The sequence below is a fragment of the Blastococcus sp. SYSU DS0619 genome, assembly GCF_054051035.1.
On record NZ_JBJHAM010000001.1, the window covers coordinates 255,893 to 270,290 of the forward strand.

14 protein-coding genes are annotated in these 14,398 nt (G+C 75.6%); 10 read left to right on the top strand and 4 right to left on the bottom strand.

What is annotated here, in order from left to right:
• Positions 1-17 precede the first annotated feature (17 nt).
• Positions 18-860, top strand: coding sequence for an aldo/keto reductase (locus ACI79T_RS01210; protein WP_456608218.1), 843 nt, complete (start codon positions 18-20; stop codon positions 858-860).
• A gap of 96 nt (positions 861-956) precedes the next feature.
• Here the strand turns inward: ACI79T_RS01210 and ACI79T_RS01215 are convergent, their stop codons facing one another.
• Positions 957-1,346: a GntR family transcriptional regulator gene (locus ACI79T_RS01215; RefSeq protein ID WP_456608219.1), complete on the bottom strand. Its 390-nt coding sequence runs from the start codon at positions 1,344-1,346 to the stop codon at positions 957-959.
• Positions 1,343-2,227 (bottom strand): hypothetical protein, encoded by an 885-nt coding sequence (locus ACI79T_RS01220; protein WP_456608220.1) that lies wholly within the window; start codon positions 2,225-2,227, stop codon positions 1,343-1,345. Before ACI79T_RS01220 ends, ACI79T_RS01215 begins: the two co-directional genes overlap by 4 nt.
• A 125-nt stretch (positions 2,228-2,352) precedes the next feature.
• Between ACI79T_RS01220 and ACI79T_RS01225 the strand changes: the two genes are divergently transcribed.
• From ACI79T_RS01225 to ACI79T_RS01235, 3 genes are read left to right on the top strand one after another with little or no spacing between them, the layout of a single operon-like run.
• Complete coding sequence (locus ACI79T_RS01225; RefSeq protein WP_456608221.1) at positions 2,353-2,949, top strand: PadR family transcriptional regulator; 597 nt, start codon at positions 2,353-2,355, stop codon at positions 2,947-2,949.
• Positions 2,946-3,674 (top strand): ABC transporter ATP-binding protein, encoded by a 729-nt coding sequence (locus tag ACI79T_RS01230; protein WP_456608222.1) that lies wholly within the window; start codon positions 2,946-2,948, stop codon positions 3,672-3,674. Before ACI79T_RS01225 ends, ACI79T_RS01230 begins: the two co-directional genes overlap by 4 nt.
• Positions 3,671-6,313, top strand: a complete 2,643-nt coding sequence (locus ACI79T_RS01235) for an FtsX-like permease family protein (RefSeq protein WP_456608223.1) — start codon at positions 3,671-3,673, stop codon at positions 6,311-6,313. The genes ACI79T_RS01230 and ACI79T_RS01235 overlap by 4 nt, the downstream gene beginning before the upstream one ends.
• A gap of 88 nt (positions 6,314-6,401) precedes the next feature.
• Here the strand turns inward: ACI79T_RS01235 and ACI79T_RS01240 are convergent, their stop codons facing one another.
• Positions 6,402-7,211 carry a DUF3097 domain-containing protein gene (locus ACI79T_RS01240; RefSeq protein ID WP_456608224.1) on the bottom strand — a complete coding sequence of 270 codons (810 nt, stop codon included), beginning with the start codon at positions 7,209-7,211 and terminating at the stop codon, positions 6,402-6,404.
• A 361-nt stretch (positions 7,212-7,572) separates the two neighbouring features.
• Between ACI79T_RS01240 and ACI79T_RS01245 the strand changes: the two genes are divergently transcribed.
• Entirely contained in the window at positions 7,573-8,370 is a 798-nt protein-coding gene (locus ACI79T_RS01245) for a DUF2382 domain-containing protein (RefSeq protein ID WP_456608225.1), read from the top strand.
• A 91-nt stretch (positions 8,371-8,461) separates the two neighbouring features.
• Here ACI79T_RS01245 and ACI79T_RS01250 read toward each other — a convergent pair whose 3' ends face one another.
• Positions 8,462-9,757 (bottom strand): M18 family aminopeptidase, encoded by a 1,296-nt coding sequence (locus tag ACI79T_RS01250; RefSeq protein ID WP_456608226.1) that lies wholly within the window; start codon positions 9,755-9,757, stop codon positions 8,462-8,464.
• A 72-nt stretch (positions 9,758-9,829) separates the two neighbouring features.
• Between ACI79T_RS01250 and ACI79T_RS01255 the strand changes: the two genes are divergently transcribed.
• The 5 genes from ACI79T_RS01255 to ACI79T_RS01275 all read left to right on the top strand — a co-directional run bounded on the left by ACI79T_RS01255 (position 9,830) and on the right by ACI79T_RS01275 (position 14,315).
• Positions 9,830-10,717 (top strand): AAA family ATPase, encoded by an 888-nt coding sequence (locus tag ACI79T_RS01255; protein WP_456608227.1) that lies wholly within the window; start codon positions 9,830-9,832, stop codon positions 10,715-10,717.
• Entirely contained in the window at positions 10,710-11,840 is a 1,131-nt protein-coding gene (locus ACI79T_RS01260; protein ID WP_456608228.1) for a vWA domain-containing protein, read from the top strand. Before ACI79T_RS01255 ends, ACI79T_RS01260 begins: the two co-directional genes overlap by 8 nt.
• A complete protein-coding gene (locus tag ACI79T_RS01265; protein ID WP_456608229.1) occupies positions 11,833-12,954 on the top strand; it encodes an XdhC family protein in 1,122 nt (373 codons plus the stop codon). The genes ACI79T_RS01260 and ACI79T_RS01265 overlap by 8 nt, the downstream gene beginning before the upstream one ends.
• Positions 12,951-13,535, top strand: coding sequence for an MOSC domain-containing protein (locus tag ACI79T_RS01270; protein WP_456608230.1), 585 nt, complete (start codon positions 12,951-12,953; stop codon positions 13,533-13,535). The genes ACI79T_RS01265 and ACI79T_RS01270 overlap by 4 nt, the downstream gene beginning before the upstream one ends.
• A gap of 111 nt (positions 13,536-13,646) precedes the next feature.
• Positions 13,647-14,315 carry a hypothetical protein gene (locus ACI79T_RS01275; protein ID WP_456608231.1) on the top strand — a complete coding sequence of 223 codons (669 nt, stop codon included), beginning with the start codon at positions 13,647-13,649 and terminating at the stop codon, positions 14,313-14,315.
• Positions 14,316-14,398: the final 83 nt, after the last annotated feature.

Genomic DNA, 14,398 nt, shown 5'->3' on the forward strand with positions numbered 1-14,398 from the left:
ACCGGAAGGACCAGCCCATGGCTTCAGCAGTACCCGCCATCGACCTGAACAACGGCGTGCAGATCCCGCAGCTCGGTTTCGGGACCTACCAGGTCCCGCCCGAGAAGACCGCCGACGTCGTCACGACGGCGCTCGAGGTCGGCTACCGGCACATCGACACCGCCGAGATGTACGGCAACGAGAAGGGCGTCGGCGAGGCCGTCGCGCGCTCCGGCATCGACCGCGGCGAGATCTTCGTGACCAGCAAGCTGAACAACGGCTTCCACCGCCGCGACGACGCCCTGCGCGCCTTCGACCAGACGCTGGCCGATCTCGGCTCCGACTACCTGGACCTGTTCCTCATCCACTGGCCGCTGCCAGGGATCGACGTCGACTACGTCGAGACCTGGAAGGCCATGGAGGAGATCTACGCGAGCGGTCGCTGCAAGGCGATCGGCGTCTCCAACTTCAACCCCCACCACCTGCGGCGGCTGTTCGGCGAGACCGAGATCAAGCCGGCGGTGAACCAGATCGAGGTGCACCCGTTCCTCGCCCAGGACGACGTCCGGGCCTTCAACGCCGAGCACGAGATCGTCACCGAGGCGTGGTCGCCGATCGCCCAGGGCAAGGTGCTCGACGACCAGGCGGTCGTCGCGATCGCCGAGCGGCTCGGCCGGACGCCCGCGCAGATCGTGCTCCGCTGGCACATCGAGCGCGGCGACGTCGTCTTCCCGAAGTCGTCCTCGCGCGAGCGGATGGCGGAGAACTTCGCGCTGTTCGACTTCGAGCTGGAGACCGGAGACCTGGCCACGCTGACCGGCCTGGACCGCGGCGAGCGCACCGGCCCGGACCCGGACACGTTCAACTACATCCCGGGCTGACCTCGCCGTCCTGGCTCACCTGATGGGGTCCTGGCTCAGCGTCGACCGTGAGCCAGGACCCCTGTTGATCAGGTCACCTGATCAACAGCGGGCGCCTCAGCCGGTGGCTGTCCGCAGGAGGGCGGCGCGGACGACGGCGACCACGGTGGCGTCGTCCACGCCGTCCTCCCGGGCCGCCCGGGCCAGCGCCTCCGCGGCGGCGCGCACCCGGTCCTGCACGCCGCGGACCGGGACGCCACCGGTGACGACCGTGCCGGTGCGCCGGCGGCTGGCCACGAGCCCGGCCGTCTCGAGCTCCGCGTAGGCGCGCGCCACCGTGCCGACCGCCACGCCGAGGTCGGCGGCGAGCGCCCGCATGGTGGGCAGCCGGGCGCCCTCGGCGAGCACCCCGCCGTGCACGAGCGCGGCGATCTGGCCGCGGATCTGCTCGTAGGGCGGGATCGGGCTGCCGACGTCGACGGTGAGTGCCGGTGGCTGCGGGCTCATGCCGCGGCGGGCACGCGGTCGGCCGGGACGCCGGGGGCTCGCCAGCACGTGACGACCACGCCCCCGAGCATCGCCGCGAGGCCGGCCAGGGCCGCCACCGCGGCCCAGGTGTCGAGCCACGGGCCGGAACCGGCCGAGCTCGTGCCCAGGCCGTGCAGCGCGGTCCCGCCCACGAGCAGCAGACCCCCGGCGACGACCAGGGTGACGCCGGCGGCGATGCGCAGCACGCGGTGCGCGGAGGCGCGGCGCAGGGCGTCCTCGATCCGCTCGTCCTCGGTGGCCACCGCGGGGCGCTGGGCGACCACCCAGAGGGCCAGCGCCGCGACGGCCGCCAGCGCCAGCAGGCCGATGGCGCCCGGCCGCCCGTAGAAGAGCCCGGGGAAGGGGCTCGCCCTGGCGGAGGAGAAGGCGTCGGGCGCGTAGGTGACGCTGCGGCCGTCAGGGGCGGCGAGGAGCGCCCCGCCCGCGAGGGTGACCACGGCGAGGGCGGCGGCGATCCCGCCGGTGCGCACCAGCCACCGCGGCGCGGTGTGGAGCAGCCCCCGCCGCACCAGCCGGGCCCGGCGCACGTCCCCGGCCGGTCGCGGCCAGGTCAGCTCGCCGAGCCCCAGGACGGCGACGTGCACGACCCCGAACGTCAGGAGCGTGAGCAGGACGGTGACGCCCTGCCCACCCGGCGCGGTGTCGCCGACCTCGGCCTCGAGGACGACGAGGGCCGCGGCGGCGCCGAGGACGTAGGCGGCGGCCGCGGTGCGGGTGGCGTGCCGGCGCGCGGCGGCGACGGCCTCCTCACGGCTGGGTGGCGACCGGCGCGCCAGGCCCGCACCGACGACCACGGTGACGACCAGGACCACCAGCAGCAGGAGCGGTACACCGGCCACGTCGACCTCCACACAGTCAATGAATCAAGAGATTGGAACATTGGCTCAGTCGGCAGCGGCCTGTCAAGGACGCCCGGCGGCGGGTCCCTTGCGTGGGGCATACCGCGTATGCATACTCCGTATCCATGTCCATCCGACACGGTCTGCTCGCGCTCCTGGAGCGCGGCCCCAGCCACGGCTACCAGCTCCGCGCCGAGTTCGACGCGGCCACCGGGGCCACCTGGCCCCTGAACGTCGGGCAGGTCTACTCGACGCTGGACCGGCTCGAGCGCGACGGGCTGGTGGCCCAGGACGGACCGCCGGACGCCGACGGCCGCATCGCCTACCGGATCACCGACGTCGGCCAGGCGGAGCTGCGCGGCTGGTTCGCCTCCCCGGTGAGCCCGAAGGGCGCCCCGCGGGACGAGCTGGCCATCAAGCTGGCCCTGGCGGTCACCACGCCGGGGGTCGACGTCCTGGACGTGGTGCAGACCCAGCGCACCGCGACCATGACCGGCCTCCAGGAGCTCACCCGGCTCAAGACGCGGGTGGCCGACGACGTCGAGCTCGCGTGGTCCCTGGTCCTGGACTCGCTCGTCTTCCGGGCGGAGGCCGAGATCCGCTGGCTCGACCACTGCGAGGCGCGGGTCGCCCGCGCGGCGGCCGAGCGGCGCAGCCCGGCGGCCGCCCCACCCGCGCCGGCGGCCGACACCGTCGCGGCCGGGAAGCGGGGCCGGCGATGAGCGAGGCGGTGCTGCGGCTGTCCGGGGTCACCCGCGAGCACCGGCAGGGCGACGTCGTCGTCCAGGCGCTGCGCGGTGTGGACCTCGCCGTCCACCCGGGGGAACTGGTCGCGGTCATGGGGCCGTCGGGTTCGGGCAAGTCGACCCTGCTGCACCTCGCCGGCGGGCTGGACAGCCCGACGACGGGCGCCGTCGTCGTCGAGGGCCGCGACCTGGCCACCCTCGGCCCGGCCCAGGTGGCGGCGGTCCGCCGCCGCAGCGTCGGCTACGTCTTCCAGGCCCTCAACCTGCTGCCCTCTCTGTCGGCCGTCGAGAACGTCGCCCTGCCGCTGGAGCTGGACGGCGTCCGGGGCGGGATGGCGCGGCGCGCAGCCCGGGAGGCGCTGGACGAGGTGGGGGTGGGCGCGCTGGCCGGGCGCTTCCCCGACGAGATGTCCGGCGGGCAGCAGCAGCGGGTGGCCATCGCCCGCGCGCTCGTCGGCCCGCGCCGGCTGCTGCTCGCCGACGAGCCCACCGGCGCCTTGGACTCGACCACCGGCGAGGAGGTGCTGCGGGTGCTGCGCGGCCGCTGCGAGGCCGGGGCCGCCGGGGTGCTGGTCACCCACGAGGCCCGGCACGCCGCGTGGGCCGACCGCGTCGTCTTCCTGCGGGACGGCGTCGTCGTCGACCAGAGCGGGCCGGCCGCGGCGGCAGAGTCGCTGCTGCCCGCCGGCGGCGTCGGGTGAGCGGCTGGCTGACGCGCTGGCGCCTCGCGCTGCGCATCGCCCGCCGGGACGCGCGGCGGCACCGTGGCCGCACCGCCCTCGTCCTGGTGATGGTCGGGCTGCCCGTCCTCGTCGTCGTCGGTGCCGACACGCTGCTGCGCACCTGGCAGATCAGCCCCGGGGAGTCGGTGCCGTGGACGCTGGGTGCCGCCGACGCGCGCATCGAGGGGATCGCTCGGAGCCCCATCGAGGCCGATCCGCTCACCGGCGAGCCGCTGGTCTACGAGCCGGACGAGGACGCGCCACCGTGGTCCGCCGCCGAGGTCCGCGCCCTGCTGCCGGACGGCGCGGAGGTCGCCGAGCGCATCGTCGGCCGCCTCGCCTACCGGACCGACGCGGGCTACGCCGACGACATCGCCTTCGCCGACGACCTCGGCCGGCCGATCCGGGACGGCGCCGTCGCGGTGGTCGAGGGGCGCGTCCCGGCGACGACCGACGAGGTCGCGGTGAGCGCCGCGGTGGCCGATCGCGCCGGCGTCGCGCTGGGGGACACGCTCCGGGTGACCGCCGACGACGTCCCCCTGACCGTCGTCGGTTTCGTGGCTCCGGGCGCCGGTGGGCGTGACGACCTCCTCGTGGTGGCGCCGGGGTCGGCCGACCTGCTGCGCTCGCCCAGCAGCGAGTTCTACGTCTCGGTGCCCGGCGAGCTGGAGTGGTCTGCCGTGCGCGAGCTCAATGCCGCGGGCCTCGCCGTCGTCTCGCGGGCGGTGGTGGCCGATCCGCCCGCCGAGGAGGAGTACCGGTCGGGTGCCGCGGCGAGCGGCCCGAATGCCGCCGAGATGGCCGTCCTCGCGCTGATCGTGGTCGGCATCCTGCTCGAGGTCGTGCTGCTGGCAGGCCCGGCGTTCGCCGTGGGGTTGCGACGGCAGCGGCGCGACCTCGCCCTGCTGGCCGCGGCCGGCGGGAGCCCCGCGGACCTGCGGCGGACCGTGCTGGCGTCGGGCATGGTGCTCGGCGGTGGGGCGGCGGCCGGCGGCGCGCTGCTGGGCATCGGCCTGGCGTGGCCGGCGCTCCCGCTGATCGCCGAGCGGGCCGACGTGCGGTTCGGCCCGTTCGACGTCGCGCCGTTCGACGTCCTGGCCGTCGTCGCCACCGGGCTGCTCGCGGGCCTCGCCGCCGCCGCCGTCCCGGCACGGCAGGCGGCCCGGACCGATGTCGTCCCCGCACTCGGTGGGCGCCGGGGTCAGGTGCGCACCTCCTGGCGGCTGCCGGTCCTCGGGCTGTGCGCCGTCGCGGCCGGCGCGGTGCTCACCGTGCTCGGCACGCAGGGGAACGAGTTCGGCGTGGCCGCCGGCGCGGTGCTGCTCGTCCTCGGCGCGGTCGTGGCGACGCCGTGGCTGGTCGGGCTGCTCGCCCCGCTGGCCCGGTGGCTGCCGGCCCCGGGGCTGATCGCGGTCCGGGACGCCACCCGCAACCGGACCCGCACCGCCTCGGCCGTCGCCGCCGTCATGGCCACCGTCGCCGCGGTGACGGCGATGGCCATCGGCAGCCAGAGCGACAGCACGCAGGACCGCCGCGACTACGTCGCCCAGGCGCCGATGGGTGCGGCCGTGGTGACCCTCTTCCAGGCCGGCGAGGAAGGCTGGGCCGCCGTCGAGGGGATCGTGGCCGACCAGCTGCCCGGCTCCCCGGTCGGCCGGATCGGGTCCGTCGCCTACACCGAGGACGAGCCCCGCTCGCTGACGCCGGTCCGGGCCGGCTGCACCGGCGGGCCGGGCGAGTGCCACTGGTTCCCCGAGGACGTGGCCTGGCTGCGACCCACCTTCGGCGGCGAGGTGGTGGTGGCGGACGCCGGGACGGCGGCCGCGGCGACCCCTGACCAATGGCGCGACGAGGTGACCGCGGCCCTGCGGGCGGGGCGGGTGGTGGTGTTCGGCGGGGGGGCCGTGGATCCGGCGGGGGAGGTCACGCTGCTGGGTTCCACGTGGAACGGCAGCTCGGACGAGATCCTCGGCCGGGCGGCGCTGCCCGCCACGGAGATCGCGGTCTCGCCCGGTGCCGAGCTCCAGGTGCCGTCGCTGGTGGTGGTGCCCCCCGTGCTGGCCGACCGGCTCCCCGTGCCGGTGACGACGACGTCGCTGGTGATCGGCGGTCCGCAGGCCCCGGTCAGCCCGGCCGCGGAGCAGCGACTGAGCGAGGCGGTGCGCGCCGTGACGGCCCAGGCGTACGTGTACGTGGAGCGGGGATGGTCCGACGGGCTGGCGATCGGCCGGCTGCTGCTGTTCGCCGTGGGCGGGGTGCTGGTGCTCGTGGCCACGCTGACCGCCACCGGGCTCGCGCTCGCCGACGCGCGGCCCGACCTGGCCACGCTCGCGGCGATCGGGGCCGCGCCCCGTACCCGCCGGTCCATCGCGATGGGATCGGCGGCGGTCATCGGCGTCGGCGGGGCGCTGCTCGGCCTGCTGGTGGGCGCCGGACCGGGGATCGCGGTGGCGTACCCGCTCACCAGCACCGACTTCGGCGCGGGCGCACGGCCGCTGATCGACGTCCCGTGGCTGCTGCTCGGCGGCGTGGCCGTGGCGGTGCCGCTGCTCGCCGTCGTCGTCACCGGCCTGGCGGTCCGCTCCCGGCTGCCGATGGTGTCCCGTCTGGACGGGTGACGCCGACAGGCGTCCTGGCTCACCGTTCGGGGTCCTGGCTCACTGTCGACGGTGAGCCAGGACCCGGAACGATCAGGTCACCTGATCATCAGTCGGTGGTGACGAAGTCGATGAGCTCCTCGACCCGGCCGATCAGGGTGGGCTCGAGGTCGGTCCAGACCTTCACCCGGGCGAGGATGCGCTGCGCCCACACGTAGCCGGTGTCGTCCTCCCAGCCCAGCCGCTTGCAGACGCCGGTCTTCCAGTCCTCGCCCTTGGGCACGGTCGGCCAGGCCTTGATCCCGACGACGGACGGCTTGACCGCCTGCCAGATGTCGATGAACGGGTGGCCGACCACCAAGGCGTGGTCGCCGGTGATCTGCGCGGCGATCCGGGACTCCTTGGAGCCGGTCACCAGGTGGTCGACGAGCACGCCGAGCCGGCGTCCGGACGACGGCTTGAAGTCGCGCACGATCCCGGGCAGGTCGTCGACGCCGTGCAGCGGCTCGACGACGACGCCCTCGATCCGCAGGTCGTGGCCCCAGACCTTCTCGACCAGCTCGGCGTCGTGCTTGCCCTCGACGTAGATGCGCCCCTCGCGGGCGACGCGGGCACGGGCGCCGGCGACGTACGTCGACCCCGAGGCGCTGCGCTGCGGGCCCGAGGGCGCGCTCTGCTTCGGCCGCACGAGCCGGACCGGCCGGCCGTCGACCCAGAAGCCGGGGCCGAGGGGGTAGGCGCGGACGCGCCCGAACCGGTCCTCGAGGTGGACGACGTCCTTCTCGCAGCGCACCACGGCGCCGACGAACCCGCTGCTGGGGTCCTCGACGACGACGTCCTTGAGGGCCTCGACCTCGGGGGCCGGCTTCTTGACGGTGCGCGGGTGGACCAGGTTGTCGTACGGCGAACGGGGAGGCACCCCTCCATGCTGGGCACCGCCGCCCGGGTCGTGCGGGCGACGCGCCGAGCGGGGGCGCGGCCGATGTGCCGGACCGCTCCCGGACGACACGCCCGGGTCGTGTCGAACCACGCAGCGTCACGAGCGCTACGGCCACCGGCGCGGGAGACGGGCGGTGCGGTGGCGCTCCGCCCACCCCCCGCGTGACCTGCGTCGATGTCCTCGTCCGAGGGGGGCGCACCCCCGGATCCGGTCGCCTCGAGGAAGGCGGCCCCGGGGCCCGGGGCCCAGCCGATCTCGATCGAGTCGTTTCGCGGCGATCATCCCGGTCACCCATCTCTGCGACGAACGATCCCCGAGCCTGGATAGGAGCGACAAGACGATGATCGGCACCGAGACCATCAGCCGAGTGATCGGCCAGGACGTGTACGACGAGACCGGCAGCAAGATCGGGTCCGCCTCCGAGGTCTACCTCGACGACGAGACCGGTCAGCCCGAGTGGGTCACCGTGAAGACCGGCATGTTCGGGACGAAGGAGTCCTTCGTCCCCATCCGTGACGCGAACCTGACCGACGACGGCCTTCGCGTACCGGTCAGCAAGGACCGCGTCAAGGACGCGCCCAAGATCGACACCGACGGTCACCTCTCCCCGCAGGAGGAGCAGGAGCTGTACCGGTACTACGGCATGGGCACCGGCACGACCGAGACGACGGGTCGCACCGAGACGGCGGGCACGGCCGGCACCACCGGCCGGACCGACACCGCCGGCACCGTCGGCCACGACACCTCCGGCCCCACCACGGACAACGCGATGACGCGGTCCGAGGAGCACCTCAACGTGGGGACCCGTACCGAGGAGACCGGCCGGGCCCGCCTGCGCAAGTTCGTGGTCACCGAGAACGTCACCGAGACCGTGCCGACCTCGCACGAGGAGGTCCGCCTCGAGCGCGAGCCCATCACCGACGCCAACGTCGGCAACGCGATGGACGGGCCCGCGATCAGCGAGGAGGAGCACGAGGTCGTGCTCCACGGCGAGCGCCCGGTCGTCGAGAAGGAGGCCGTCCCGGTGGAGCGTGTCCGCCTGGACAAGGAGACGGTCACCGAGCAGGCCCAGGTCAACGAGACCCTCCGCAAGGAAGAGGTCGAGATCGAGGGTGGCGACGACAACCGCCGCATGTGATCGACACCCGGCGCACGCGCCGGGGCACTGACGCACGGCGGCCGACCGAGACCAGACTCCGGTCGGCCGCCGTTGTCGTGCGTGCAGCAGGTCAGTCGCGCAGGCAGGCGGTCAGCGCGCCGACCATCAGCGGGACGTCCCGGGCCGACGCCAGCTCGCGGCACGAGTGCATCGCGAGCATCGGCGCCCCGATGTCGACCGTCGCGACGCCCAGCCGGGTCGCGGTCAGCGGGCCGATCGTGCTCCCGCACGGGAGGTCGGCCCGGGTGACGAACGTCTGCACCGGCACGCCGGCGTCGTCGCAGCGCTCGGTGAACCAGCCGCCGGAGGCGGCGTCGGTGGCGTAGGCCTGGTTGGCGTTCACCTTCAGCACGGGCCCGCCGCCCAGCTCCGGCCGGTGCGCCGGCTCGTGCCGCTCGGCCCGGGTCGGGTGGACGGCGTGGGCCATGTCGGCCGACACCAGCACGGAGCGGGCCAGCGCACGGTGCACCCCCTGCGCATCCGCCGGGTCGGTCGCCGCGGCCAGCCGCTGGACGACGTCCTCGAGGAAGCTGCCGCGGGCACCGGACATCGAGCCGCTGCCCACCTCCTCGTGGTCGTTGCAGACGAGCAGCTGGGTGCGCGGCCCCGCCGGCGCGGCGAGCAGTGCCAGCAGCCCGGAGTGGCAGCAGGCCAGATCGTCCAGCCGGGGTGCGGCCACCCAGGAGCCGTCCGCTCCGGCCCGTGACGACGGCTGGGTGTCGGCCAGCACCAGGTCGGTGCCGACGACGTCGCCGACGCCCACCCCGGCCTCGGCGGCGAGCGCCTCGGTGAGCCCGGGGCCGGTGCCGAGGTCGCGGTCCCACACCGGCACGAGGTGCTGCTGCGGGTCGAGGGTCAGCCCCTCGCGGACGCTGCGGTCCAGGTGGATGGCCAGGGACGGCAGCCGCAGCGGCGCGCCGGGCAGCCGGACCAGGGCGGTGGTCCCGCCGCGCAGGGCGAGCCGCCCCGCCACGGTCAGCTCGCGGTCCAGCCAGGTGTGCCAGAGGCCGCCGCCGTAGGGCTCGACGCCGACCAGCCGGTACCCGGACTGCCGGACGTCGGTGCGCGGGCGCACCTTGAACGTCGGCGAGTCGGTGTGCGCGCCGACCAGCCGCATGCCGGTCTCCGCCAGCGGGCCGCTGCCCATCCGGAAGGCGATCAGGCTGCCGTGCCGGACCACGAAGTGCTGGCCCCCGGGCGCCGGTGCCCAGGAGTCGGCCTCGGACAGCTCGGTGAACCCGGCGGCGCGCAGCCGGCGCGCCAGCTCGGCGACCGCGTGGGCGGGGGAGGGCGAGGCGTCGACGAACGCCCGCAGGTCGTCGCCGAGGGCGAACTCGTCGGTCGGGGCGGCATCCGTCGTCGGCATGCGGCCATGGTGCCCGACGCCCGGGCGGCGGCGGGCGCGCGGGAGGAAGCGCCCAGGTGGGATGCTCGCCGGGTGAGCCAGCCCACGGTCCCCGGGAGTCCCATCGAGCTGTCCGCCGCGCTCGAGGGCACCGGCTACCTGCCCGACGACGGCCTGGCCACCGCCGCCTACCTGGCGCTGGCCATGCACCGCCCGCTGTTCCTGGAGGGGGAGGCCGGCGTCGGGAAGACCGCGCTGGCCCAGGCCCTGGCGCAGATCACCGGCCGGCCGCTCTACCGGCTGCAGTGCTACGAGGGGCTCGAGGCCAGCCAGGCGCTCTACGACTGGGACTTCGGCCGCCAGTTGCTGCACCTGCGGGCCGCCGAGGCCGCGCACGCCGCCGACGACCCGGCGAGCCTGGAGGCCTCCCTCTACGACCGCCGGTTCCTCCTGGCCCGGCCGCTGCTGCAGGCGCTCGAGGACTCACCGAGCGTGCTGCTCGTCGACGAGGTGGACCGCGCCGACGACGAGTTCGAGGCGTTCCTGCTCGAGGTGCTGAGCGACTTCACCATCTCCATCCCCGAGCTCGGGACGGTGCGCGCGCAGACGCCCCCGCTGGTCGTCCTCACCTCCAACCGCACGCGCGAGGTGCACGACGCGCTCAAGCGCCGCTGCCTCTACCACTGGCTGGCTCACCCGGACTTCGACCGCGAGGTGGCGATCCTGCGCCGCCGGCTGCCGCAGGTGACCGAGCAGCTGGCCCGGCAGGTGGCCCGGGCGACGTCGACGTTGCGGACTCTCGACCTGCTCAAGCCGCCGGGGGTCGCCGAGGCCATGGACTGGGCGACGGCGCTGCACACGCTGGGGGCCCGCGACCTCGACCCCGACCTCGCGGCCCGCACGCTCGGCGCGGTGCTGAAGTACCGGGAGGACACCGAGCGGGTGCGGTCGCTGGCGCCGGAGGCCCTCTTCGGTGGCTGACGGTCCGGGGACGGCGGGAGGGCGCGACGTCGTCGACACCGTGCTGGGCTTCGCCCGCACGCTGCGGCACGCCGGCGTGGCCGCCTCGCCGGACCGGGTCGAGGCGATGCTCGGCGCGCTGGGCCACCTCGACGTCCTCGCGCCGTCCGCCGTCTACTGGGCCGGGCGGCTGACGCTGTGCTCGGGGCCGGACGACCTGGACCGCTACGACGCCGCCTTCCTCGCCTGGTTCTCCGGGCGCCGGCCGCGACCGGTCCCGCCGAGCGCACAGGTGCCGCCGCGGCTGGCCGCGAGCGCGCCGCTGGACGCAGGCAGCGGCGAGGGTGACGACGACACCGACACGCCGGACCTGGCCGCGCGGGCGAGCGCCGACGAGGTGCTGCGGCACCGGGACGTGGCCGGGCTGACAGACGCCGAGCGGGCGCACCTGCGCCGGCTGTTCGCGCTGCTCGTGCCCGCCGCGCCGATGCGCCCGGCCCGGCGGCGGCGCCCGGCGGCACACGGCGGGGTGCACCCGGCCCGGACGGTGCGGCGGGCGCTGCGCGACGGCGGGGAGATCAGCCGGCTGGTGCACCGCCGCGCACGGCCGCGCGCCCGCCGGGTCGTGCTGCTGATCGACGTCTCCGGGTCGATGACCCCGTACGCGGACGCGCTGCTGCGGTTCGCCCACGTCGCGGTGCGGGCCCGGCCGGCGTCGACCGAGGTGTTCACGATCGGCACCCGGCTGACCCGGGTCACCCGCGAGCTGCGGCTGCGCGACCCCGACCGGGCGCTGGCCGCGGGCGGGCAGGCGATTCCGGACTGGTCCGGCGGCACCCGGCTCGGCGAGGTGCTCAAGGCCTTCCTCGACCGGTGGGGCCAGCGCGGCACCGCGCGCGGGGCGGTGGTCGTCGTCTGCAGCGACGGCTGGGAGCGTGGGGACGCCGGGCTGCTGCGCGAGCAGATGGCCCGGCTGCGGCGGCTGTCGCACGCCGTGGTCTGGGTCAATCCGCACAAGGGCCGGACGGGGTACGAGCCCCTCACCGGCGGGATGCAGGCGGCGCTGCCGTCGGTGGACCACTTCGTGGCCGGGCACAGCATGGCCGCGTTCGAGGAGCTGTCGGGAGTGATAGCGCATGCGTGATGTCCTGGACGACCTGGTGGGCTGGTGGCAGGCGGGTGAGACCGTCGGCGTGGGCACCGTGGTGGGCACCTGGCGCTCGGCGCCCCGGCCCGCCGGCGCCTCGATGCTGGTCGGCCCGGACGGGACGGCGGTCGGCAGCGTCTCCGGCGGCTGCGTCGAGGGCGCGGTCTACGAGGAGGCCAAGGACGCCGTCGAGACCGGCGAGCCGGTGCTGCGCCGCTACGGCGTCAGCGACGACGACGCCTTCGCGGTGGGCCTGACCTGCGGCGGGATCCTCGACGTCTTCGTGGAGTCGGTCTCGCGCGAGTCGTTCCCGGAGCTGGGCGAGGTCGCCGCGTCGGTGGGGCGGCACGAGCCGGTCGCCGTCGTCACCGTGGTGGCCGGCCCGGACGACCGGCTGGGCCGCCGCCTGGTGCTCTGGCCCGACCGGGCCTCGGGGACGCTGGGCTCCGGGCGGCTGGACGCCGCGGTCGCCGACGACGCCCGCGGCATGCTGGCCGCCGGGCGCACCGCCCTGCTGCACGTGGGTCACGACGGCGAGCGGCGCGGTGACGACCTGACCCTGTTCGTCAACTCCTTCGCCCCGGCGGCCCGGATGGTCGTGTTCGGCGCGATCGACTTCGCCGCCGCCGTCGCCCGGGTCGGGGCGTTCCTCGGCTACCGGGTGACCGTCTGCGACGCCCGTCCGGTGTTCGCCACGGCCAAGCGCTTCCCCGAGGCGCACGAGGTGGTGGTCGAGTGGCCGCACCGCTACCTGCAGGCCGAGCTCGACGCGGAACGGATCGACGAGCGCACGGTGCTGTGCGTGCTCACCCACGACCCCAAGTTCGACGTCCCGCTGCTCGAGGTGGCCCTGCGCGCCCCGGTCGCCTACGTGGGCGCGATGGGCTCGCGGCGCACCCACGACGAGCGGATGACGCGGCTGACCGAGGCGGGGCTGACCGCCGAGGAGCTCGGCCGGCTCGCCTCGCCGATCGGGCTGGACCTGGGCGCCCGCACCCCGGAGGAGACGGCGGTGTCGATCGCCGCCGAGATCATCGCCGGGCGCTGGGGCGGCACGGGCGAGCGGCTGGCCGAGGTGCAGGGCCCGATCCACCGCACCGCCGATCGGTGAGCGCGGCTCCCGCCTTCCCGCACCGCTACGACGTCGAGGTCGTCGGGTTGCTCGCCTCGCCGGTGCACCGGTACGACGGCCGGCCCGGGACGGCGGTGCCGGAGCAGGCGGCGGACCGGCGGGACCGCCTGGAGGTCCGGGCCGGGATCGGCGTCGTGGGGGATCGCTACGCCGGGAAGCCCGCGCACCGGGACGCCCAGGTGACCGTGCTGGCGGTGGAGTCGCTCGAGGCGCTGGCCGCGGAGCTGGGTACCGCGCCGTTCGACCCGCTCCTGGCCCGGCGCACCGTCGTGCTGCGCGGGGCCGAGGTGGAGGCGCTGCGCGGGGTGGAGTTCTCCCTCGACTGCGGCGAGGGGGCCGTCCTCCTGCGGGGTGGCCGGCCGGCGAACCCGTGCGCCTGGATGGACACCGTGCTGGCGGCCGGCGCGCACCGCGGCATGCGGGGGCGCGGCGGGGTGCGGTGCGCCGCCCTGTCCGACGGGGTGCTGCGGCTCGGGCCGGCCGTGCTGGGCAGCGCCGTCCCGCTGGACCCGGCCCGCGCCGGCGCGCCGGTCCGGCCCGCGCCACGCCGGCTGCGCTGACCACCGACACGCCGGGCGGGGCGGCTGCCGGTCCCGGGGCCCGCAGGGCCGCAGGATTCCTCCGGCCGGACGCCTGGGTTCCGGGATCGAGCACCCCCCGGAGGAACCCCCATGCGCACCCCCCAGCTCACCGTGGCCGCGGCCGCGGCGCTCCTGCTCACCGCCTGCGGCGGCGGCGGTCCGCTCGACGGCGCGACCGGCCCCGAGGTGGCCGATGCGGCTGCCGGCGCCCTGGAGGAAGCGGGCTCGTTCCGCGTCTCCGGCGAGATGACCTCGAACGGCGAGGAGGGTGAGGTCGACCTGCACGTGCAGGGGGACGACCTCACCGGGACCATCACGACCGCGGGCGTCGAGCTCCAGCTGCTGAGCGTCGGCGGCTCGGTGTACATGCAGGCGCCACCGGAGTTCTGGGCCTCCTTCGGCATGCCCGAGGACATGGCCGGCACGTTCCAGGACCAGTGGGTTGTCGTGCCCGGCGAGGCGATGGCCGAGTTCGACGAGTTCTCCCTCGACGGCTTCGTCGACCAGCTCCGCAACCCGGAGAGCGAGGTCCAGGAGGAGGTGACCGAGGCCGAGCTCGACGGCGAGGACGTCGTCGTCGTCGAGCAGGAGGACGGGAGCAGGCTGTTCGTCGCCAACGACGACCCGGCCTACCCGCTGCAGATGACCACCGACGGCGACTCGGCCGGGACGATCACGTTCAGCCGGTTCGGCGAGGAGGAGGAGATCTCCGCCCCCGCCGACGCCATCGACCTCATGACGATGATGGGCGGCGCCTGACCGCCGCTGCCCTGGACCGGTCGGCCGTCGCCCGGGCCGGCCGGTCAGGGCAGACTGCGCGCTGAGACCTGCGACGAGGGGAG